17 protein-coding genes and 2 pseudogenes are annotated in these 16,465 nt (G+C 68.7%); 12 read left to right on the top strand and 7 right to left on the bottom strand.

Annotated elements, in window-relative coordinates:
* Nucleotides 1-72: 72 nt before the first annotated feature.
* The 3 genes from QFZ67_RS19540 to QFZ67_RS19530 form a co-directional block, all read right to left on the bottom strand.
* The gene (locus tag QFZ67_RS19540; protein WP_307662370.1) at nucleotides 73-687 is read right to left on the bottom strand and encodes an IclR family transcriptional regulator C-terminal domain-containing protein; all 615 of its coding nucleotides are present in this window, start codon (nucleotides 685-687) and stop codon (nucleotides 73-75) included.
* A 197-nt stretch (nucleotides 688-884) separates the two neighbouring features.
* Complete coding sequence (locus tag QFZ67_RS19535; protein WP_307665895.1) at nucleotides 885-1,097, bottom strand: DUF5326 family protein; 213 nt, start codon at nucleotides 1,095-1,097, stop codon at nucleotides 885-887.
* A gap of 127 nt (nucleotides 1,098-1,224) precedes the next feature.
* Nucleotides 1,225-1,542, bottom strand: coding sequence for a cupin domain-containing protein (locus tag QFZ67_RS19530; RefSeq protein ID WP_307662369.1), 318 nt, complete (start codon nucleotides 1,540-1,542; stop codon nucleotides 1,225-1,227).
* A 51-nt stretch (nucleotides 1,543-1,593) separates the two neighbouring features.
* On the opposite strand from QFZ67_RS19530, the gene QFZ67_RS19525 reads away from it, so the two are divergent.
* The 4 genes from QFZ67_RS19525 (at nucleotide 1,594) to QFZ67_RS19510 (ending at nucleotide 4,968) form a co-directional block, all read left to right on the top strand.
* Nucleotides 1,594-1,971, top strand: coding sequence for a phage holin family protein (locus QFZ67_RS19525; RefSeq protein WP_307662368.1), 378 nt, complete (start codon nucleotides 1,594-1,596; stop codon nucleotides 1,969-1,971).
* A 116-nt stretch (nucleotides 1,972-2,087) separates the two neighbouring features.
* Nucleotides 2,088-3,233: a cystathionine gamma-lyase gene (locus QFZ67_RS19520; RefSeq protein WP_307662367.1), complete on the top strand. Its 1,146-nt coding sequence runs from the start codon at nucleotides 2,088-2,090 to the stop codon at nucleotides 3,231-3,233.
* Between the two features lie 312 nt (nucleotides 3,234-3,545).
* Nucleotides 3,546-4,436: a LysR family transcriptional regulator gene (locus tag QFZ67_RS19515; RefSeq protein WP_307662366.1), complete on the top strand. Its 891-nt coding sequence runs from the start codon at nucleotides 3,546-3,548 to the stop codon at nucleotides 4,434-4,436.
* A 52-nt stretch (nucleotides 4,437-4,488) separates the two neighbouring features.
* A complete protein-coding gene (locus tag QFZ67_RS19510) occupies nucleotides 4,489-4,968 on the top strand; it encodes an NUDIX domain-containing protein (protein WP_307662365.1) in 480 nt (159 codons plus the stop codon).
* 109 nt (nucleotides 4,969-5,077) lie between these two features.
* Here the strand turns inward: QFZ67_RS19510 and QFZ67_RS19505 are convergent, their stop codons facing one another.
* Both QFZ67_RS19505 and QFZ67_RS19500 read right to left on the bottom strand, forming a co-directional pair.
* Nucleotides 5,078-6,355 (bottom strand): globin domain-containing protein, encoded by a 1,278-nt coding sequence (locus QFZ67_RS19505; RefSeq protein ID WP_373430233.1) that lies wholly within the window; start codon nucleotides 6,353-6,355, stop codon nucleotides 5,078-5,080.
* A gap of 954 nt (nucleotides 6,356-7,309) precedes the next feature.
* Nucleotides 7,310-7,960 carry an HAD family phosphatase gene (locus tag QFZ67_RS19500; RefSeq protein ID WP_307662363.1) on the bottom strand — a complete coding sequence of 217 codons (651 nt, stop codon included), beginning with the start codon at nucleotides 7,958-7,960 and terminating at the stop codon, nucleotides 7,310-7,312.
* 76 nt (nucleotides 7,961-8,036) lie between these two features.
* On the opposite strand from QFZ67_RS19500, the gene QFZ67_RS19495 reads away from it, so the two are divergent.
* The 6 genes and pseudogenes from QFZ67_RS19495 to QFZ67_RS19470 all read left to right on the top strand — a co-directional run bounded on the left by QFZ67_RS19495 (nucleotide 8,037) and on the right by QFZ67_RS19470 (nucleotide 12,332).
* Nucleotides 8,037-8,582: a DUF2269 domain-containing protein gene (locus QFZ67_RS19495; protein ID WP_307662362.1), complete on the top strand. Its 546-nt coding sequence runs from the start codon at nucleotides 8,037-8,039 to the stop codon at nucleotides 8,580-8,582.
* Between the two features lie 5 nt (nucleotides 8,583-8,587).
* Nucleotides 8,588-9,442, top strand: coding sequence for a GNAT family N-acetyltransferase (locus QFZ67_RS19490; protein WP_307662361.1), 855 nt, complete (start codon nucleotides 8,588-8,590; stop codon nucleotides 9,440-9,442).
* Nucleotides 9,443-9,565: 123 nt separating this feature from the next.
* Nucleotides 9,566-10,024: a MarR family winged helix-turn-helix transcriptional regulator gene (locus QFZ67_RS19485; RefSeq protein WP_307662360.1), complete on the top strand. Its 459-nt coding sequence runs from the start codon at nucleotides 9,566-9,568 to the stop codon at nucleotides 10,022-10,024.
* Nucleotides 10,025-10,034: 10 nt separating this feature from the next.
* Nucleotides 10,035-10,487 carry a GNAT family N-acetyltransferase gene (locus tag QFZ67_RS19480; RefSeq protein ID WP_307662359.1) on the top strand — a complete coding sequence of 151 codons (453 nt, stop codon included), beginning with the start codon at nucleotides 10,035-10,037 and terminating at the stop codon, nucleotides 10,485-10,487.
* Nucleotides 10,488-10,502: 15 nt separating this feature from the next.
* Nucleotides 10,503-10,676, top strand: a pseudogene (locus tag QFZ67_RS39130) (winged helix DNA-binding domain-containing protein); the annotation flags it as partial.
* Between the two features lie 444 nt (nucleotides 10,677-11,120).
* Entirely contained in the window at nucleotides 11,121-12,332 is a 1,212-nt protein-coding gene (locus QFZ67_RS19470; RefSeq protein ID WP_307659163.1) for an IS110 family transposase, read from the top strand.
* 88 nt (nucleotides 12,333-12,420) lie between these two features.
* Here QFZ67_RS19470 and QFZ67_RS19465 read toward each other — a convergent pair.
* Nucleotides 12,421-13,802, bottom strand: a pseudogene (locus QFZ67_RS19465) (serine hydrolase domain-containing protein).
* A gap of 115 nt (nucleotides 13,803-13,917) precedes the next feature.
* Here QFZ67_RS19465 and QFZ67_RS19460 point away from each other — a divergent pair.
* Nucleotides 13,918-14,526 (top strand): TetR/AcrR family transcriptional regulator, encoded by a 609-nt coding sequence (locus tag QFZ67_RS19460; RefSeq protein WP_307662358.1) that lies wholly within the window; start codon nucleotides 13,918-13,920, stop codon nucleotides 14,524-14,526.
* 13 nt (nucleotides 14,527-14,539) lie between these two features.
* Nucleotides 14,540-14,902 carry a VOC family protein gene (locus tag QFZ67_RS19455; RefSeq protein WP_307662357.1) on the top strand — a complete coding sequence of 121 codons (363 nt, stop codon included), beginning with the start codon at nucleotides 14,540-14,542 and terminating at the stop codon, nucleotides 14,900-14,902.
* A gap of 23 nt (nucleotides 14,903-14,925) precedes the next feature.
* Here QFZ67_RS19455 and dnaB read toward each other — a convergent pair whose 3' ends face one another.
* A complete protein-coding gene (dnaB, locus tag QFZ67_RS19450; protein WP_307665894.1) occupies nucleotides 14,926-16,392 on the bottom strand; it encodes a replicative DNA helicase in 1,467 nt (488 codons plus the stop codon).
* Between the last annotated feature and the right edge of the window lie 73 nt (nucleotides 16,393-16,465).

Raw genomic sequence — 16,465 nt, 5'->3', positions numbered from 1 at the left:
GCCAGGAATGATCCCCATGGCCTTTTGACGTAATCGTCCTGTAAGGACTGGCAGATCACAAGGAGTGATTCTTCAGATACTGATAGAGAACGCTATGGAGCCCAGAAGTCCTCCGATGGCGTCACGTAGTTGTTCGACCGCAGGAAGCAACCGTTCTTCCTGGTGGAGCGGGAGCGAAATGCCCATCACGGCGGCACCGGATCCGACCGTGATCGGAATGGCGGCACAGACGGTACCGAGCGCGTACTCCTGTCGCTCCACGACCGTTTGCATCCGCTCCGTCGACGCGAGCCGCTCCAGCAGCGCACGCCGGTCGCTTACGGAACAAGGGGTGACGAGCTGCACGGGGTGGCGGTCCAGATGGTCGCTGCGGCCCTGCTCGTCGAGCTGGCTCAGCAGACACTGGCCGAGCGCATGGGCATGTCCGGTCTCACGGAAGTCGGCCCACTCGGCGACGGCGGGCGCATACGGGGTGTCGGCGACGGCGACGATCTCGATCTCACCCTCGCGGTAGACCGCGAAGTAGACCGGGACTCCGATGGCGTCCCGCCGGTGCGCGAGCGCCTCGCGCGCGAGCTGCTTCGCGGGGGCCACGTCCGGATGGGAGTTCACGGCCTCCAGCAGCCTCATCACCCGTTGCACCGAAACGATCAGGGTAGGGGCAGGAGCGTTCGTAGCCGTGGCCAAAGGTCACCCCCAGGCATGGTGACGGGCAGCGCGCCCGCCTGCGGGGGCCGCCCCCGCGGCCCGCCGCGCGTACTTCCCAAGGGCGGATTTCCCGTGGGGGCGGCAGCGGGGTTGTCACTGTAATGGCCGTCCCCGTGAGGCTGTGGGGGTTTGTCGGAGCGTTCCCCCGCCCGGGCTAACGCCCGGACGGGCACGGGCTACCAGTCGCTGCGTGAGCTCGACGACGACACGAACTTCCGTACGACAAAGACGAGTCCACTGACCAGGGCGACGAAGACAAGGATCTTGAAGAGCAGTCCGATCACAAAGCCGACGACGCTCGTGATCAGTCCTCCGAATACGACAAGGGCGATGACGGGCACCGCGACCCACTTGATCCACCACGGCATCCCCGCGAATACTTCCCGCACAGCCATCGTCCTTACCTCGTTTCATTGGGTTCCTGCCTCGATGCTAGGCGGGAGGGGGTGGTGTGCGGGGGCCCGCGAGCCCTTGATCTCCCCTGACCGAACCCCTAGGGATCGGCGGTGCTTCCGGTCAGCTCTCAGGGGGAGAGAAGACCACCATCACCCGCAGATCCTCGGTGATGTGATGGAACTTGTGGGCCACTCCGGCCGGGACGTAGACCACGCTGCCGCGTCCGACCTGCGTCGTCTCCGTCCCCACCGTGACGGCGGCGCGGCCGCTGACGACGAAGTAGACCTCGTCCTGGCGGTGGGGCAGCTGCGGGTCCAGCTCGCCGGCGTCCAGTGCGTACAGCCCGACCGACATATTCCGTTCGCGAAGGAACTGCAGATACGCGCCGTCATTGGCGGCGCGCTCCGCCTCCAGCTCGTCCAGTCGGAATGCCTTCATCGTCCGTCCGCCCCTGCCCTTGGTCCGATCACGTCTGCCACGATCAGACACATGAAGAATTTCGTAGTCAAGACGATCGCCAACGCCGCAGCCCTGGCCGTGGCCATCTGGGTGCTGCAGGACATAACGCTGACCGGAGACAGCACCGGCAAGAAGGCGCTGACCCTGATCCTGGTGGCGCTGCTCTTCGGGCTGGTCAACTTCCTCGTCAAGCCCGTCGTGAAGCTGCTCACGCTACCGCTGTTCATCCTCACCCTGGGGCTGATCACGCTGGTCATCAACGCCCTCATGCTGCTGCTGACCTCCTGGCTGGCCGACGCGGTCGATCTGAACTTCCATGTCGAGGGCTTCTGGACCGCCGTGCTCGGCGGCCTGATCATCTCGGTCGTTTCCTGGGCAATGAATGTCGCCCTGCCCGACAAGGACTGAACACCGTGTGAGGTCTGGGTATCGCGTCTGCGGCTTCGGGAGTGCCTGAAGATGGTGGAGGCGGCGAGCGAGGGTCTGCTCGACGCGGTACGGACGGCAGTCGAGGAGCGTGCGGTATGAGCGAAGGAAACGGTGTCCCGGCACAGGCAGGGGAAGGAACCAGGGCGGTACGCGCGGGGCTGCCCGTGCCGGTGAAGTACGAACCGGCCCTGCCGGGACCGGTCTTCGCTGCCCACTTCCATCTGCCGGGCGAGCCCACCGGGCCGTACACCTACGGGCGTGACGAGAATCCGACCTGGACCCATCTGGAACGGGCGATCGGCGAACTGGAGGCGCCGGGGGAACCCGTCGAGACCGTGACCTTCGCCTCGGGGATGGCGGCGAGCTCAGCCGTGCTCTTCTCCCAGCTGAAGGCCGGGGACACGGTGGTTCTGCCGAATGACGGCTATCAGGCGCTACCGCTCGTACGCGAACGGCTCGAGGCGTACGGCGTCGAGGTCAGGACCGCCCCGACCGGCGACGACGCACAGCTTTCCGTCCTGGACGGGGCGCAACTGCTGTGGATCGAGACTCCCTCCAATCCTGGGCTCGATGTGTGCGACGTGCGGCGGCTGACGGAGGCGGCGCACGCGGCCGGCGCGCTGGTCGCGGTCGACAACACCCTCGCGACGCCGCTCGGGCAGCGCCCGCTGCACCTGGGGGCGGACTTCTCGGTGGCCAGCGACACCAAAGGCATGACGGGGCACGGCGACATCCTGCTCGGCCATGTGACCTGCCGTGATCCTCAGTTGGCGGCCGGCGTACGGCGATGGCGCAAGGTCGTCGGGGCGATTCCGGGGCCGATGGAGGCATGGCTCGCGCACCGTTCGCTGGCCACACTGCAACTGCGGATCGAGCGGCAGTGCGCCAATGCGCTGGCGCTCGCTGGGGCGCTGGGCGGTCGCGACGAAGTGACGGGGCTGCGCTACCCCGGGCTGCCGAGCGACCCCTCGTACAAGATCGCCTCGCAGCAGATGCGGCGCTTCGGCTGCGTGGTCTCGTTCGTGCTGCCCGATCGCGGGCACGCGGAGCGCTTCCTGGAGGGCCTGCGGCTGGTGGACGACGCGACGAGCTTCGGCGGGGTGCGCTCCACGGCGGAACGGCGCGGTCGCTGGGGCGGCGACGCGGTGCCGGAGGGTTTCATCCGCTTCTCGGCGGGCGCGGAAGACGCGGAGGACCTGGTGGCGGATGTGCTGCGGGCGCTGGACGAGGCGGCGGGGTAGCGCCGTTCCGGGGGGGCGCGGGTTGGGCGCTTTTCGGCCGTCGGGAGGTGCGAGCCGGGGCGCGGAGCGAGGCTGCGCGGTGGACGGGGGCGTACGCCGGGGTACGTCGGAGGCTGAGCCCGGTTACGTACAACGGGCGGCCCGAGCCTCCCCCCTCATGGCTCGGACCGCCCTCGGTTCCCCACACGAAGAACCGCGTGACCAAGGCTAGTTGACTCTGCGTCAGTGTCCAATCACAGTAGCGACAGCGACCTATCGACATATTTATAGTTGTCCGAGTCCGCGGGCATCGTCGGTCGAGAGGGGCATGGCATGGATCTGGCCCTGCTGCGCACATTCGTCACGGTGCACCGGGCCGGCTCCTTCACCCGCGCCGCCGCGCTCCTCGGTCTCTCCCAGCCCGCGGTGACCGGCCAGATCCGCACGCTGGAGCGCCAGTTGGGGCGCCCGCTGTTCCTGCGCCAGGCCCGCGGCGTGACCCCCACGACCATCGGCGACGAGCTCGCGCACCGGGCAGCGCCGCATCTGGACGCCCTGGTGGAGATCACCGAGAGCGGCCTCGACGAGGAGTCGGGCGTACGGACCCTGCATCTCGCCGGTCCCCCGGAGTTCACCTCGCTGCGCGCCCTGCCCGCCCTCACCCCGCTGATCTCGCAGGGGCTCGCGCTGCGGGCCTCGTTCGGGACCGCCGAGGAGACGCTGGAGGGGCTGGCCGCCGGGCATCACGATCTGGCCATCACCACGGCCCGGCCGCGCGGTTCACTGCTCACGGCGACCCCGCTCTGTGACGAGGAGCACGTGCTGGTCGCCTCGCCGCGCTGGGCGGCCCGGCTGGGGCCCGGAGTGCTGCGCGTGGGCCATGTGGTGCTCGAGCAGCTGCCCGTGGTGGAGGTCCACGAGTCCCTGCCACTGGTCTCGCGCTACTGGTCCGCCGTCTTCGACTCCCGGCCGGCCGCCGCGGGCGCCGTCATCGCCCCCGACCTGCGGGCCGTCCTGGAGACCGCGGCTTCGGGCGCGGGGCTCGCCGTACTGCCGCGCTATCTGTGCGAGGAGGCTCTTCAGAACGGGCGGGTGGTGGCGCTCCTCGATCCTCCGGTGCCCCCGCTGCGTACCTACTTTCTCGTCGTACGCACCGGCACACTCGCCCTCCCATACATCGCGCGGGCGCACGAGTGGCTGCTGCGCGCTGCCGTCGAGTGGTGACCGCCCGGCGGGCAGGAGTTTCAGAACCTGCGTTGCGGGCCATTTTCTAGCCATGACCGAACGGCCAGTGGTCAAGCGCACCGCACGCGCCATCCTGCTCGACGGCGACGACCTCGTCCTCATCAAGCGAACCAAACCCGGCGTGGATCCCTACTGGGTCACGCCCGGCGGCGGGGTCGAGCCCGAGGACTCCACCGTCGTCGACGCGCTCCACCGGGAGGTGGACGAGGAGCTCGGCGCCAAGATCACTGATGTGGTGCCCTGCTTCGTCGACACCGTCGAACACATCGCGGACGGCGGTGTGACGGGGGTGAAGGTGCAGCACTTCTTCGTCTGCCGGCTGGAGTCCATGGACCCCGCACGACGGCATGGCCCGGAGATCGACGAGCCCTGCGGGGAGTACGAGATCGTACGGGTGCCGTTCAGCCGGGTCGGGATCGCGGCCGTCCATCTCGTACCGCTGTCGCTGCGGCACTACCTGGACGGCAATATCGAGGGCGTTCGGGCGATGCACGCCCCCGACCTGGGATGACTGCCGACCTGGGATGACCGCCGATCTGGGATGACTGCCGACCTGGGCTGACCTCCGACGAGCCGGGCCGACCCCGGACGTGGGCCGACTCGTCTTTCGCTCTCGCGTCCTAGTCGCCTGCCGCGACGAGTTCTTCGAGCGAGTCGTGGCGGATCCGGTCGAACGGGATGCCGAGGCCCCGCAGCGCATTGACACCGCTGCGGATCATGCCGGGCGGGCCGGAGAGATAAGCGTCGTACTCGTACCACGGCCCGAACTCGCGCACGGCGTCCGGGAACTGCGCCCGGTCGTCCACCACCGGGCGGACCGACAGCCAGGGGTGGGTCTGCTGGAGCCGCAGCATGGTGTCGATGTCGTACAGGTCGTAATCGGTGCGCGCCCCGTAGAAAACCTCCACCGGGCGCCGCTCACCGTGCTCGGCGACATCCTCGACCAGTGCCTTGATGGGGGCGATGCCGGTCCCGCCGCCCAGACAGAGCAGGCCGTTGTCGGTGGTGTGGTCGACGGTCATCGAGCCGGCCGGCGGTCCGAGGCGCAGCACATCGCCGGGGCGGGCGTGGTGGACCAGGGCGTTGGAGACCCAGCCGGCCGGGACCGCCTTGACATGGAAGGAGAGCAGACCGTCGGTACGGGGTGCCCCGGCGAAGGAGTAGTGCCGCCAGATCCGCGGCCACCAGGGCGTCTCCAGGCTCGTGTACTGCCCGGCCAGGAAGGCGTACGGCTGGTCCGGGCGGACGGTGATGATCGCTATGTCCGGGGTCCGGAGGTCGTGCGAGACCACCTCGCCATGCCACCAGGCGGGCGCCTCCCGCTCGTTCTCGGCCGCCGCGTCGATCATGATCTGGGAGATCGTGGTGTACGTCCGCACCCAGGCGGCCTCGGTCTCCTCGTCCCAAGTCGTCGTGGCGTACCTGCTCAGCGCGCCGAGCAGGGCCTCGCCGACGGCGGGGTAGTGCGCCGGCTGGGTGCCGTATTTGCGGTGGCCACGACCCAGGTTCTGCAGATAGTCCGTCAGCACGGCCGCGTTGTCCATGTGGTCGGCGGCGGTGAGCAGCGCCTTGAGGAGCCGGTCGCGCTGGGAGTCCATGGCAGCGGGGAAGAGGCCCCGCAGCTCGGGGTGGCGGACGAAGAGCAAGGCATAGAAGTACGAGGTGACCTTGTCCGCGACCGGCCCGATCTCCGCCATGGTGCGCCGGATGAGGATGGCGTCGGGGGACGCGTCGTCCGCGGGGGCGGCGGGCTGCGGATGGTGGGCCTGGTGGTCTGCGGGAGGACCGTGGTGGGCCGGGGCTTCGCGCGCCCCTGGGGCTTCGCGGGGTCCGGCGGCGGGTTCGGGAGGCCTTACGGCTTCGTGCGGATTTGCGGCTTCGTGTGGCTGGCCCGCCAGATGGAGTCGTCCTGCGGGCTCGCGGTGCCCAGCCGCCTCACGGGGCCAAGGCGCTTCGCGGAGGTGCGCGCCTTCGCTGGGGTGCGCGATTTCGCTGGGGTGAGCGATTTCGCTGGGGTGAGCGGCTTGGCTGGGGTGCACGGCCTCGCGGGGGTACGGGGCTTCGCTGAGCTGAGCGGATTCGCGAGGGCTCGGTACCCGAGGAGCGGCCTCGTAGCTCTCGCGGCCGCCGGGCTCCTCACGGCGACCGGCGCTCTCGTAGGTCGTGTGCCCTTCATAGGGTCCCTGAGGCCGGCGGCGCTGATCCTGGACCCGCTCGGCCGGGTGATGCTCGGCGGGCGCGTGCTCGGCCGGCAGGTCGTTGGCTGGGGCCTCGTACAGCGGGGTCTCGTCGGTTGGAGCCGCGGGCTCCCTCGCATCCCCGACCGGCGGCGGGGCGGGCCGAGACGCACCGGAGCCCACAGGGCGTATGGAGGCGACTGACCGCCTCGGGGCAGCTATTCGTTCCTGATCTGCGTCACCTGTGGAAGCCCCCTCACCGGGGGCGGGCCGACCCTGGCCCGGCGGCTTACGAGGGGTGAACCATCCGCCCCCGTTGTTGTCCCCGGAAGTGCCGTTGTCGGCCGACGTGGTGGTCGGAGCGTCCATTGTGTGCCTCGCCTCGAACATCTTTCGGTCGGTCCACGCACTTCCGCTGGCTCGGAACGTGCCTCAATTCCCCGCTCTGCCTCAGGACTACTGCCAGCCCACACTAACCATGACCGCAAGCTGAATCGGGACGACTGAGCCCGGAATGTGACATTGCCCGCAGCGCCCGTCGTCGCAGCATGCCAGGCAGCACCACCGGAGGTGACAAAGAGTAGAAAGTCCGGGCATCCGAACCGACATTCCCGTTAAGCTCCAGTGCCCCCATGTCCATGTCCGGAGTTCCCGGACCGCCCCCGGGCTCCTGAACTACCTGCGGAATCGCACCAGTTCATAGGCCTCGCGCAGATCGCCCCCCGTATAAGTGTGTGTGGCCAGACCTGACAGATGGTGATCGGCATTCATCGCCACCGTTGTGGGCACTACCGTGAAGATCTCCGCGTCGGACATGGAATCACCGTATGCAACACAAGCGTCCAGACCAACCCCCAACTCTGCACAGAGCTCGTCCGCGATCTTCACTTTCGCGGCCGCGCTGAGAATGCCCGACGGGTCCATGGGCCGGGTGAAGGGCAACTCGGGAAAGCGTGAGCCGTGCGCCGCATGAGCTCCCCAGCCCAGCAGCTGCTCGACGAAGAAGGACGGCGAGAGGGAAATTACCGCGCAGTAGTCCCCGCCTTCGCGGATCTCCCGCCATACCTCTTGGATGCCGTCGAGCCAGGGAGCTTCCTCGAACGCCGCCGCAACATGTGCGTCGGTGAGATCGCTCCAGAGAGCGTGCACCTGCACCGCATACTCCGGCGGGCCTATTCGGCGGGCGATCATGTCCCGCTCCAGCTCGCCGATCTCTTCCAGCAGCCCCAGCTGCCGCGATATCTCCACCGGCGCCGCCGATCCACGGATCAGCGTGCCGTCGAGATCGAAGATATGCAGCCTGCGCGTTCTCTCCCTGTACGCCATGTACGCCGAGGTTAGTACCCGCAGTTACTCCCGTCGTCAGACGCGGTGCGGCGCCCCGCCCGGCACGGTGTTTCACGTGAAACCACTCAAGCGGCCTGCTCGCCGGGCCCTCCTCGTCGTCCATATCGCCGCGTCCGCCGGCTGGCTCGGGCTCACGCTCGGCCTGCTCGCGCTTGCCCTCACCGCAGCCGGCACGGAATCCGCCCCCATGATCGAGGCTGCCTGCCGCTCGATGAAGGTCTTCACGGACTGGCTGGTGATTCCCATCGGGCTGCTCACTCTGCTCAGCGGTCTCGTTCTGTCAATCGGCACCAAGTGGGGCCTTGCCAGGCACCGCTGGGTCTATACGAAGTTCTGGCTGAGTCTCATCACCCTCACTGCATCGATCTTCGCGCTGCGTCCGGGTGTCAATGACGCAGTTGACACCGTCGCAGCGGGCACCCCGCTGGCGGACCCCCTCGATTTGGTGATGGGCCCGGTCGTCTCCTTCTCCGCGTACCTCTTCATGACGGTCATCTCCGTCCTCAAGCCATGGGGTCTCACGCGGCGCGGTCGGCGGTTGCGCCTCTTGGCCACTTCTCGGAAAGCACTGGACGAACGATCACTGCGTCCGACAGCCTGACCCGTATGTCGACACCGCTCTCCGAGCTCCCCATCCGCCGTCTGACCACGGACGACCTCATGTCCTGCGCCGATCTCTCCGCCGACCGCGGGTGGCCGCGCGAGGAGCACAAATGGGGCCTGCTTCTCGCGGCGGGGACGGGGTACGGCATCGATGACCCTGGGGGCAAGGGGCTGGTGACCGCCTGCGTAGTGACGTCGTACGAACGGGGGCTCGCCGCGATCGGGATGATGCTCGTCGCCGAGCGGTACGCGCGCCAGGGCGTCGGCCGCCGACTGATGAAGCACGCGCTGGCGGAGGCCGGGGACACTCCGGTCACATTGCATGCCACCCCGTACGGGCAGCCGCTCTACGAGGAGCTGGGCTTCGTCAACGTCGGCCGGGCCGAGATGGTCCGCGGCCATCTCCAGGTCCCACCCGCCGAGGCGGGGGTGAGCACCCGCCCGACGACCGCCGATGATCTCCCCGCCGTGCTGCGCTTGGACACCGCGGTCTTCGGCCTGGACCGCACCCACATGATCACGCGGCTGCCGGCCTTCGCCGACCAGTTCCGGGTGGCGGAGGAGGACGGAGTGCTGACGGGTTTCGCGGCGGCCTGGCCGAACATGGAGACCCATGTCATCGGCCCGCTGATCGCCAGGGACACTCGGACGGCGAAGGCTCTGATCACCTCGCTGGCAGCAGGTACCGACAGGCCGCTCCGTACGGACATCGACGTACGCCACGAGGAGCTGCTGGCCTGGGTGAAGGCACACGGCCTGGAGACGATCGCCTTCAATGCGGTGATGACCTATGGGATCCCGGACCTCCCGGGCGACTGGACCCGCCGCTTCGCCCCGCTGTCGGTCGCGGCGGGCTAGTCGCCTTTGAACGGGAGCGTTTGACTGGGAGCGTTTGACTGCCAGTCGATAATTGCAAGCGCGGGCTATTGCAGTAGTCGTCTATCCTGGAGAGAAGCCGCTCCGGCAGGAGGAGGAAGACAGATGACCGCGACCGACCCCGCACTCACCGCGCTCTCCCAGAGCTGGTGCGCCCTCTCCCTGCTACACGGGAAGATCGAGGCGCACATCGAGCGCGCACTCGAGGCCAAGCACGGCCTGAGCATGCGCGAGTACTCGCTCCTCGACGTCCTCAGCCGCCAGCACGACGGGCCGGGCGGCCATCTGCAGATGAAGCAGGTGGCCGATGCCGTCGTGTTGAGCCAGAGCGCCACCACCCGCCTCGTCACGCGTCTCGAGGACCGCGGCCTGCTGACCCGCTATCTCTGCGACACCGACCGCCGCGGCATCTACACCGACGTGACCGAGTCCGGCCTCGCCCTGCTCGCCGAGGCCCGGCCGACCAATGACATGGCGCTGCGCGAAGCCCTCGACGAGGCTGCCAAGAACCCCGAGTTGGCTCCCCTGGTCAGGACGGTCGAGGAACTGCGGGTCCCCGCGTAATCTGCCGATCATGAGCGATCTGGAAATACGGCCCGCGGATATCGACGACATTCCGGCGATCGTGGCGATGCTCGCCGACGACCCGTTGGGCGCCAGGCGTGAATCGCCCGACGACCTCACCCCGTACACCGCCGCCTTCGAGCGGCTGTCCCGGGACCCGAACCAGATCCAGGCCGTCGCCGTACGCGAGGACCGCGTCGTCGGGACTCTCCAGCTCACAATCATCCCCGGGCTGTCGCGGCGCGGCTCGAGCCGCTCGATCATCGAAGGTGTACGAATCCACGCCGAGGAGCGCGGCAGCGGTCTGGGCACCCGGCTCATCGAATGGGCCGTCGACGAATCCCGCCGCCAGGACTGCCAGTTGGTGCAGTTGACCTCGGACGCCTCCCGCACCGACGCCCGCCGCTTCTACGAGCGGCTCGGCTTCGAGCCATCCCATGTGGGTTTCAAACTCCAGCTCTGACCAAGGGAGTTCACCGTGCACCGGATCAGTGACGAGCAGCGCCGCACCCGGCTCGGCCGCCGCCATCTGCTGGCCCCGTCGGTACGGGCGGACTCACCGGTGGCGGCCGCCGATGCGGTTGTCGCCCTGCACGCCACCGACGCCGCGACCGTCTTCCTCGCCGCCTGCGCACGCCTCACCGCCCCGAGGCCCAGCGCTCGGACGGCGAGATCGCCTGGCGGCTGCTGGCCGATGCCGGCGGCGAAGCCACCGGCGCCATCGAAGCTGAGGCCTCACGGCTGAGGAGCTGGGTGGGCGAGGCCCGGATCACTCCCCGCTTCCGTACACCGCTGGAGCGGGAGTTGACGGCCTGAGGGCGCCGCAGCACCCCCCCCGTTATGTTTTCCGCGGTCCTGCAAGAGGGCCGCTGGCCTCCGGGCCCGGCATGACTGTGTCCCCCTGTCGAACGGATGACCTGGGGGGTGGTGTCACCGGGCCCGGGAGGTGCCGTCGGAGACGCTGATCAGAGGTCCGGCCACCGCCCGGTCCGGCGCAATGCCGGACAGCTCGCGGGCGGCAGGTCTGCATAACGTGGATGCGCGCGTACGACACCGATGCCGAGGCCGGCACGTTCAACTCCCCTGAAAGGGCGCAATGTTCAATACCGAAGACGTGGGCGTGTTCCTCGGCCTGGACGTCGGCAAGAGTGCTCATCACGGCCACGGGCTCACCCCGGCCGGGAAGAAGGTCTTCGACAAGCCACTGCCCAACAGCGAGCCGAAACTGCGGGCCGTCTTCGACAAGCTGGCCGCAAAGTTCGCCACCGTGCTGGTGATCGTGGACCAGCCCGCCTCCATCGGTGCTCTGCCGCTGGCCGTGGCCCGGGACACAGGCTGCAAGGTCGCCTACCTGCCCGGCCTGGCGATGCGAAGGATCGCCGACCTCTACCCAGGAGAGGCGAAGACCGACGCGAAGGACGCCGCGGTGATCGCGGACGCCGCCCGCACCATGCCCCACACCCTGCGCTCCCTGGAGCTCACAGACGAGATCACCGCCGAGCTGACCGTCCTCACCGGCTTCGACCAGGACCTTGCGGCCGAGGCCACCCGCACCTCCAACCGGATACGCGGCCTGCTCACCCAGTTCCACCCCTCGCTGGAACGCGTCGTCGGCCCGCGTCTGGACCACCAGGCCGTCACCTGGCTCCTGGAACGCTACGGATCTCCGGCCGCGCTGCGAAAGGCCGGACGCCGCAGGCTCGTTGAGCTGATCCGGCCCAAGGCCCCACGCATGGCCGCCCGGCTGATCGACGACGTCTTTACCGCGCTGGACGAGCAGACCGTCGTGGTCCCGGGGACCGGCACCCTCGACATCGTCGTGCCCTCCCTGGCCCGCTCGCTCGCGGCCGTCCAGGAACAGCGCCGGGCCCTGGAAGCCCAGATCAACACCCTGCTGCAGGCCCACCCTCTTTCCCCGGTCCTGACGTCGATGCCCGGCGTCGGCGTCAGGACCGCCGCCGTCCTGCTGACCACCGTCGGCGACGGCACCAGCTTCCCCACCGCCGCCCACCTCGCCTCCTACGCCGGGCTCGCCCCCACCACGAAGTCCTCGGGAACCTCGATCCACGGCGAACACGCACCCAGAGGCGGAAACCGGCAGCTCAAACGCGCCATGTTCCTCTCCGCCTTCGCCTGCATGAACGCCGATGCGGCCTCCCGCACCTACTACGACAAACAACGCGCCCGAGGAAAAACCCATACCCAGGCCCTCCTCCGCCTCGCCCGCCAACGCATCAGCGTCCTGTTCGCCATGCTCCGCGACGGCACGTTCTACGAGCCCCGCACCCCCGAAACCGCCCCCGCCTGAACCCTTCGACCTTGACGAAGGACATAGAGGCCCCCCCCGTGCCCGGCGCCGGTGGCGCGCCCGTTTCACGTGAAACATCACCTGCGTTTCACGTCTGGAGTCCTCGCCAGCCTTCCTTGTCCACACCTCCCGGAACCGGTGCCCCGGCTCGTACGGCTCACGGGTGAAGACGAATGACCCCAGGTCGAGATGGCTCACCGAGCCGTCCTCCCGACGTACCACGCGCAGTGTCTCCCCGGCGTAGTAGCCGTCGAGACCAGTCCAGGTCCCGTCCGCCTCCGCGACGAAACGCGACCCACGGCCGTTGCCGCGGAGCGGCTGCAGCTCCACGCCGCGGTCTGCGTCAAGGCGCAAACCGAAGGAGGACGCCCCCCAGTACCAGGGCCCCGTGAGCTCCAGGAGCTCCTGATCGACCTCCGGCAGCGGCCTCCAGGGCTCGGGGATGCGCGGCTCAGACTCCGCCACGATCCGCACGAGATCGGCAGCGACGACCCCCATGAGCGGCCCTGAGGTGGCATTGGCGAGCGCGACGGCTGCCACTCCATCGTCCACGCTCACCCAGAGACCCGCGAGGAAGCCGGGCAGCGAGCCCGTGTGCCCCGCGAGGGTGCGGCCGTCCTTCCGTACGATCTGCACCCCCAGGCCGTAGGCGCTGTCCCACTCCCCGACCTCTGGCGGCACGGACGGCGTGCGCATCTCCCGCACGGACGCAGCGCTCAGCACGCGCTCGTCGCCCTCGGCAAGGAACGTGGCGAAGCGGCAGAGGTCGGCCACCGTCGACCAGAGCTGTCCGGCCGGGGCCATCAGGCCGAGGTCCTCGGAGGGTTCGGGCAGCATCACATCGGCCCAGGGATGCACCGCCCAGCCACCGGCATGCGGAGCTCGGGGCTGCGTGCTCGTACGGTGCAGGGCGAGCGGTTCAAGGATCTCGCGGCGCAGGACGTCCTCCCAGGACGCCCCGCGTACCGCCTCGATCAGCGAACCGAGCAGCGTATAGCCGGGGTTGGAGTAGTGGTGACGGCGGCCGACGGGATGCATCCGCGACTGGTTACCGAGGACATCGGCGAGTTCGGGGCGGAGCGAGCCCGGCGACCGCTCCCACCAGGGCGCCGGAGCTTCAGCGCTCAGTCCGGCGCTGTGGCCAAGGAGCTGTGCGATGGTCACATCCCCCACGCCCGTGCCAGGCAGGTGCTTCTCCAGGGGATCGTTCAAATCGAGCAGACCCTCGTCGCGGAGTCTCAGCACCAGGACGGCCGTGAAGGTCTTTGTGATCGAGCCGATGCGGTACTGGGTGTCGGCGTCCGGCCCATGCCCGTCGACCGAGCTGCGGGAGCCCGTCCAGAGCAGCTGTCCCTCGCGCTCCACTCCGGCGACGAACGAGGGTGCGCGCCCTTCGGACTGGGCGACCGCAATGCGATGCAGTATGGCGCGCTGCGTGGCGGGGAGAAGCTCTTCAAAAGGTGAGGTCATGAGGCAGGTCTATCGGTGCCATCCCGTCTCGGTCGAGTTCATTACGCGGCGGGCGGAAGGAGAGCCGCACCGGAAACGATTGACGGAGTGAGCACTCACTCCGAATCATCGATGCATGACGCCACCCAAGGCCAAGAGACGCCGGGCCCCCGCCATGAGCCCCGAAGAGCGCCGAGAGATGATCGTCCGCGCCACGATCCCCCTGGTCATCGAGCGCGGCAGCGCCGTCACCACACGTCAGATCGCCCAGGCTGCGGGCATCGGCGAGGGCACGATCTTCCGGGTCTTAGCCGACAAGGACGAACTCCTCGACGCCTGTGTCCTCGAGACGATGAGCCCCGGCAACTCCCTCGCCGAAATCGGCTCCATCGACCTCGACCAGCCACTCGCCGACCGCCTCAGGGAGGCGGCCGAAGCGATGCGCGCCCACATGGACCGGATCGGCGCCGTCATGGGCGCCCTCCAGACCACCGGAGGCCGCATCCGCACCGAACGTCCCGCCCCCAGCGGCCAGGTGCCGGACCGTCAGGCCGGTATCAACCCTGCCTGCGACGCCCTCGCCGAGCTCTTCGAGCCCGAGTGCGACACCCTCCGGCTCCCGCCCGAGCGGCTGGCCGTGCTCTTCTTCGGCCTGCTGTTCACCAGCAGCCACCACGACTCGCCCCAGGACATCGCGGAAATCGTCGAGGTCTTCCTGCACGGCGCGCTGACCACCTCCGCCTGAAGGACTCCGCCCCATGCCGATCAGCCTCAACCACACCATTGTCAGCGCCGCGGACAGCGAGCGGGCCGCACGCTTCTTCGCCACCGTGATGGGCCTCGAATACACCGGCCCCGACCGGCACTTCGCTCCCGTGCGGGTCAACGAATCCCTCACCCTGGACTTCCTGACTGTGCCCAGCCCGCCGGCAGCCATCTCGCCTTCGACGTCGACCCGGCCACTTTCGACGCGGTACTCGCCCGCCCCGGGCCGCCGCCATCCCGTACGGAAACGACCCGGCCACCCCCGACAACGGCCGGACCGACCACCCGCTGTGCCCCCGCGGTCTCTATTCGCCGACGACTCCGAGAACCTCTACGAGCTGATGTCCCCCGCGTAGGGGTCTCGATTCGAACCGCCTGATCAGGTCTGCGCCATGTCCACAAAGCGGGAGTAGTGGCCCTGGAAGGCGACCGTGATCGTCGCCGTCGGGCCGTTTCGGTGCTTGGCCACGATCAGGTCCGCCTCGCCCGCGCGCGGCGACTCCTTTTCGTACGCATCCTCGCGGTGCAGCAGGATGACCATGTCCGCGTCCTGCTCGATGGAGCCGGATTCACGCAGGTCGGAGACCATCGGCTTCTTGTCCGTACGTTGCTCGGGACCACGGTTCAGCTGGGAGAGCGCGATCACCGGGAGCTCCAGCTCCTTGGCCAGCAGCTTGAGGTTTCGGGACATGTCCGAGACCTCCTGCTGGCGGCTCTCGGCACGCTTCGAACCGCCGGACTGCATCAGCTGCAGATAGTCGATGACGACCAGCTTCAGGTCGTTGCGCTGCTTCAGCCGTCGGCACTTCGCCCGGATCTCCATCATCGACAGGTTCGGGGAGTCGTCGATATAGAGCGGGGCCTGCGAGACATCCGGCATCCGGCGGGCCAGCCGGGTCCAGTCCTCGTCCGTCATCGTCCCCGAGCGCATATGGTGCAGCGCCACCCGCGCCTCGGCGGACAGCAGGCGCATCGCGATCTCGTTGCGGCCCATTTCGAGGGAGAAGATCACGCTCGGCAGGTTGTTCTTGATCGAGCAGGCCCGGGCGAAGTCCAGTGCCAGTGTGGACTTACCCATCGCGGGTCGGGCGGCGATGACGATCATCTGTCCCGGGTGCAGGCCGTTGGTGAGCGAGTCGAAGTCCGTGAACCCGGTCGGCACACCGGTCATCTCGCCACTGCGGGACCCGATCGCCTCGATCTCGTCGAGCGCGCCCTCCATGATGTCGCCCAGCGGCAGATAGTCCTCACTCGTGCGCTGCTCGGTGACGGCATAGATCTCGGCCTGGGCTGAGTTGACGATCTCGTCGACGTCGCCGTCGGCGGCGTATCCCATCTGCGTGATCTTGGTGCCGGCCTCCACGAGGCGGCGCAGCACGGCGCGCTCATGGACGATTTCCGCGTAGTACGAGGCGTTGGCCGCGGTGGGGACCGACTGGACCAGGGTGTGGAGGTACGGCGCCCCGCCGACCCGGGTGATCTCGCCCCGCTTGACCAGCTCGGCGGCGACGGTGATGGGGTCGGCCGGCTCGCCCTTGGCGTAGAGGTCGAGGATCGCCGTATAGACGGTCTCGTGGGCGGGCCGGTAGAAGTCATGGCCCTTGATGATCTCCACGACGTCGGCGATGGCGTCCTTGGAGAGGAGCATGCCGCCGAGGACGGATTGCTCGGCGTCCAGGTCCTGCGGAGGTACGCGCTCGAAGCCGGGGGAGCCACCGTCCCAGCCGCCATTGTCCCTGCCGCGCTCGTGCTGGTCCTCGCGGCCACCACGGCCGTCGTTACGGCGCTGGCGGGAGACGGGCAGACGGTCACCGGGGCCGCCCTCGGCCGCCCAGGGGTCGTCCAAGGGCTCGGAAATGCTCACCCGGGCCACCTCCTCCCGTCCGCTCCGCGGACCTAGCCGTGCCACCCTTTTTCTA

This window comes from Streptomyces sp. V1I1 (assembly GCF_030817355.1).
Lineage (GTDB): Bacteria > Actinomycetota > Actinomycetes > Streptomycetales > Streptomycetaceae > Streptomyces.
The sequence above is the reverse complement of the archived record's forward strand: the minus strand, read 5'-3'. Positions and strand labels throughout refer to the sequence as shown.

Bases quoted from the DNA above. Each gene is read 5' to 3' on its own strand.
- QFZ67_RS19530 (WP_307662369.1), bottom strand. From the start codon at position 1,542: ATGAAGGCATTCCGACTGGACGAGCTGGAGGCGGAGCGCGCCGCCAAT.
- QFZ67_RS19525 (WP_307662368.1), top strand. From the start codon at position 1,594: ATGAAGAATTTCGTAGTCAAGACGATCGCCAACGCCGCAGCCCTGGCC.
- QFZ67_RS19520 (WP_307662367.1), top strand. From the start codon at position 2,088: ATGAGCGAAGGAAACGGTGTCCCGGCACAGGCAGGGGAAGGAACCAGG.
- QFZ67_RS19515 (WP_307662366.1), top strand. From the start codon at position 3,546: ATGGATCTGGCCCTGCTGCGCACATTCGTCACGGTGCACCGGGCCGGC.
- QFZ67_RS19510 (WP_307662365.1), top strand. From the start codon at position 4,489: ATGACCGAACGGCCAGTGGTCAAGCGCACCGCACGCGCCATCCTGCTC.
- QFZ67_RS19500 (WP_307662363.1), bottom strand. From the start codon at position 7,960: ATGGCGTACAGGGAGAGAACGCGCAGGCTGCATATCTTCGATCTCGAC.
- QFZ67_RS19490 (WP_307662361.1), top strand. From the start codon at position 8,588: ATGTCGACACCGCTCTCCGAGCTCCCCATCCGCCGTCTGACCACGGAC.
- QFZ67_RS19485 (WP_307662360.1), top strand. From the start codon at position 9,566: ATGACCGCGACCGACCCCGCACTCACCGCGCTCTCCCAGAGCTGGTGC.
- QFZ67_RS19480 (WP_307662359.1), top strand. From the start codon at position 10,035: ATGAGCGATCTGGAAATACGGCCCGCGGATATCGACGACATTCCGGCG.
- QFZ67_RS19470 (WP_307659163.1), top strand. From the start codon at position 11,121: ATGTTCAATACCGAAGACGTGGGCGTGTTCCTCGGCCTGGACGTCGGC.
- QFZ67_RS19460 (WP_307662358.1), top strand. From the start codon at position 13,918: ATGACGCCACCCAAGGCCAAGAGACGCCGGGCCCCCGCCATGAGCCCC.
- QFZ67_RS19455 (WP_307662357.1), top strand. From the start codon at position 14,540: ATGCCGATCAGCCTCAACCACACCATTGTCAGCGCCGCGGACAGCGAG.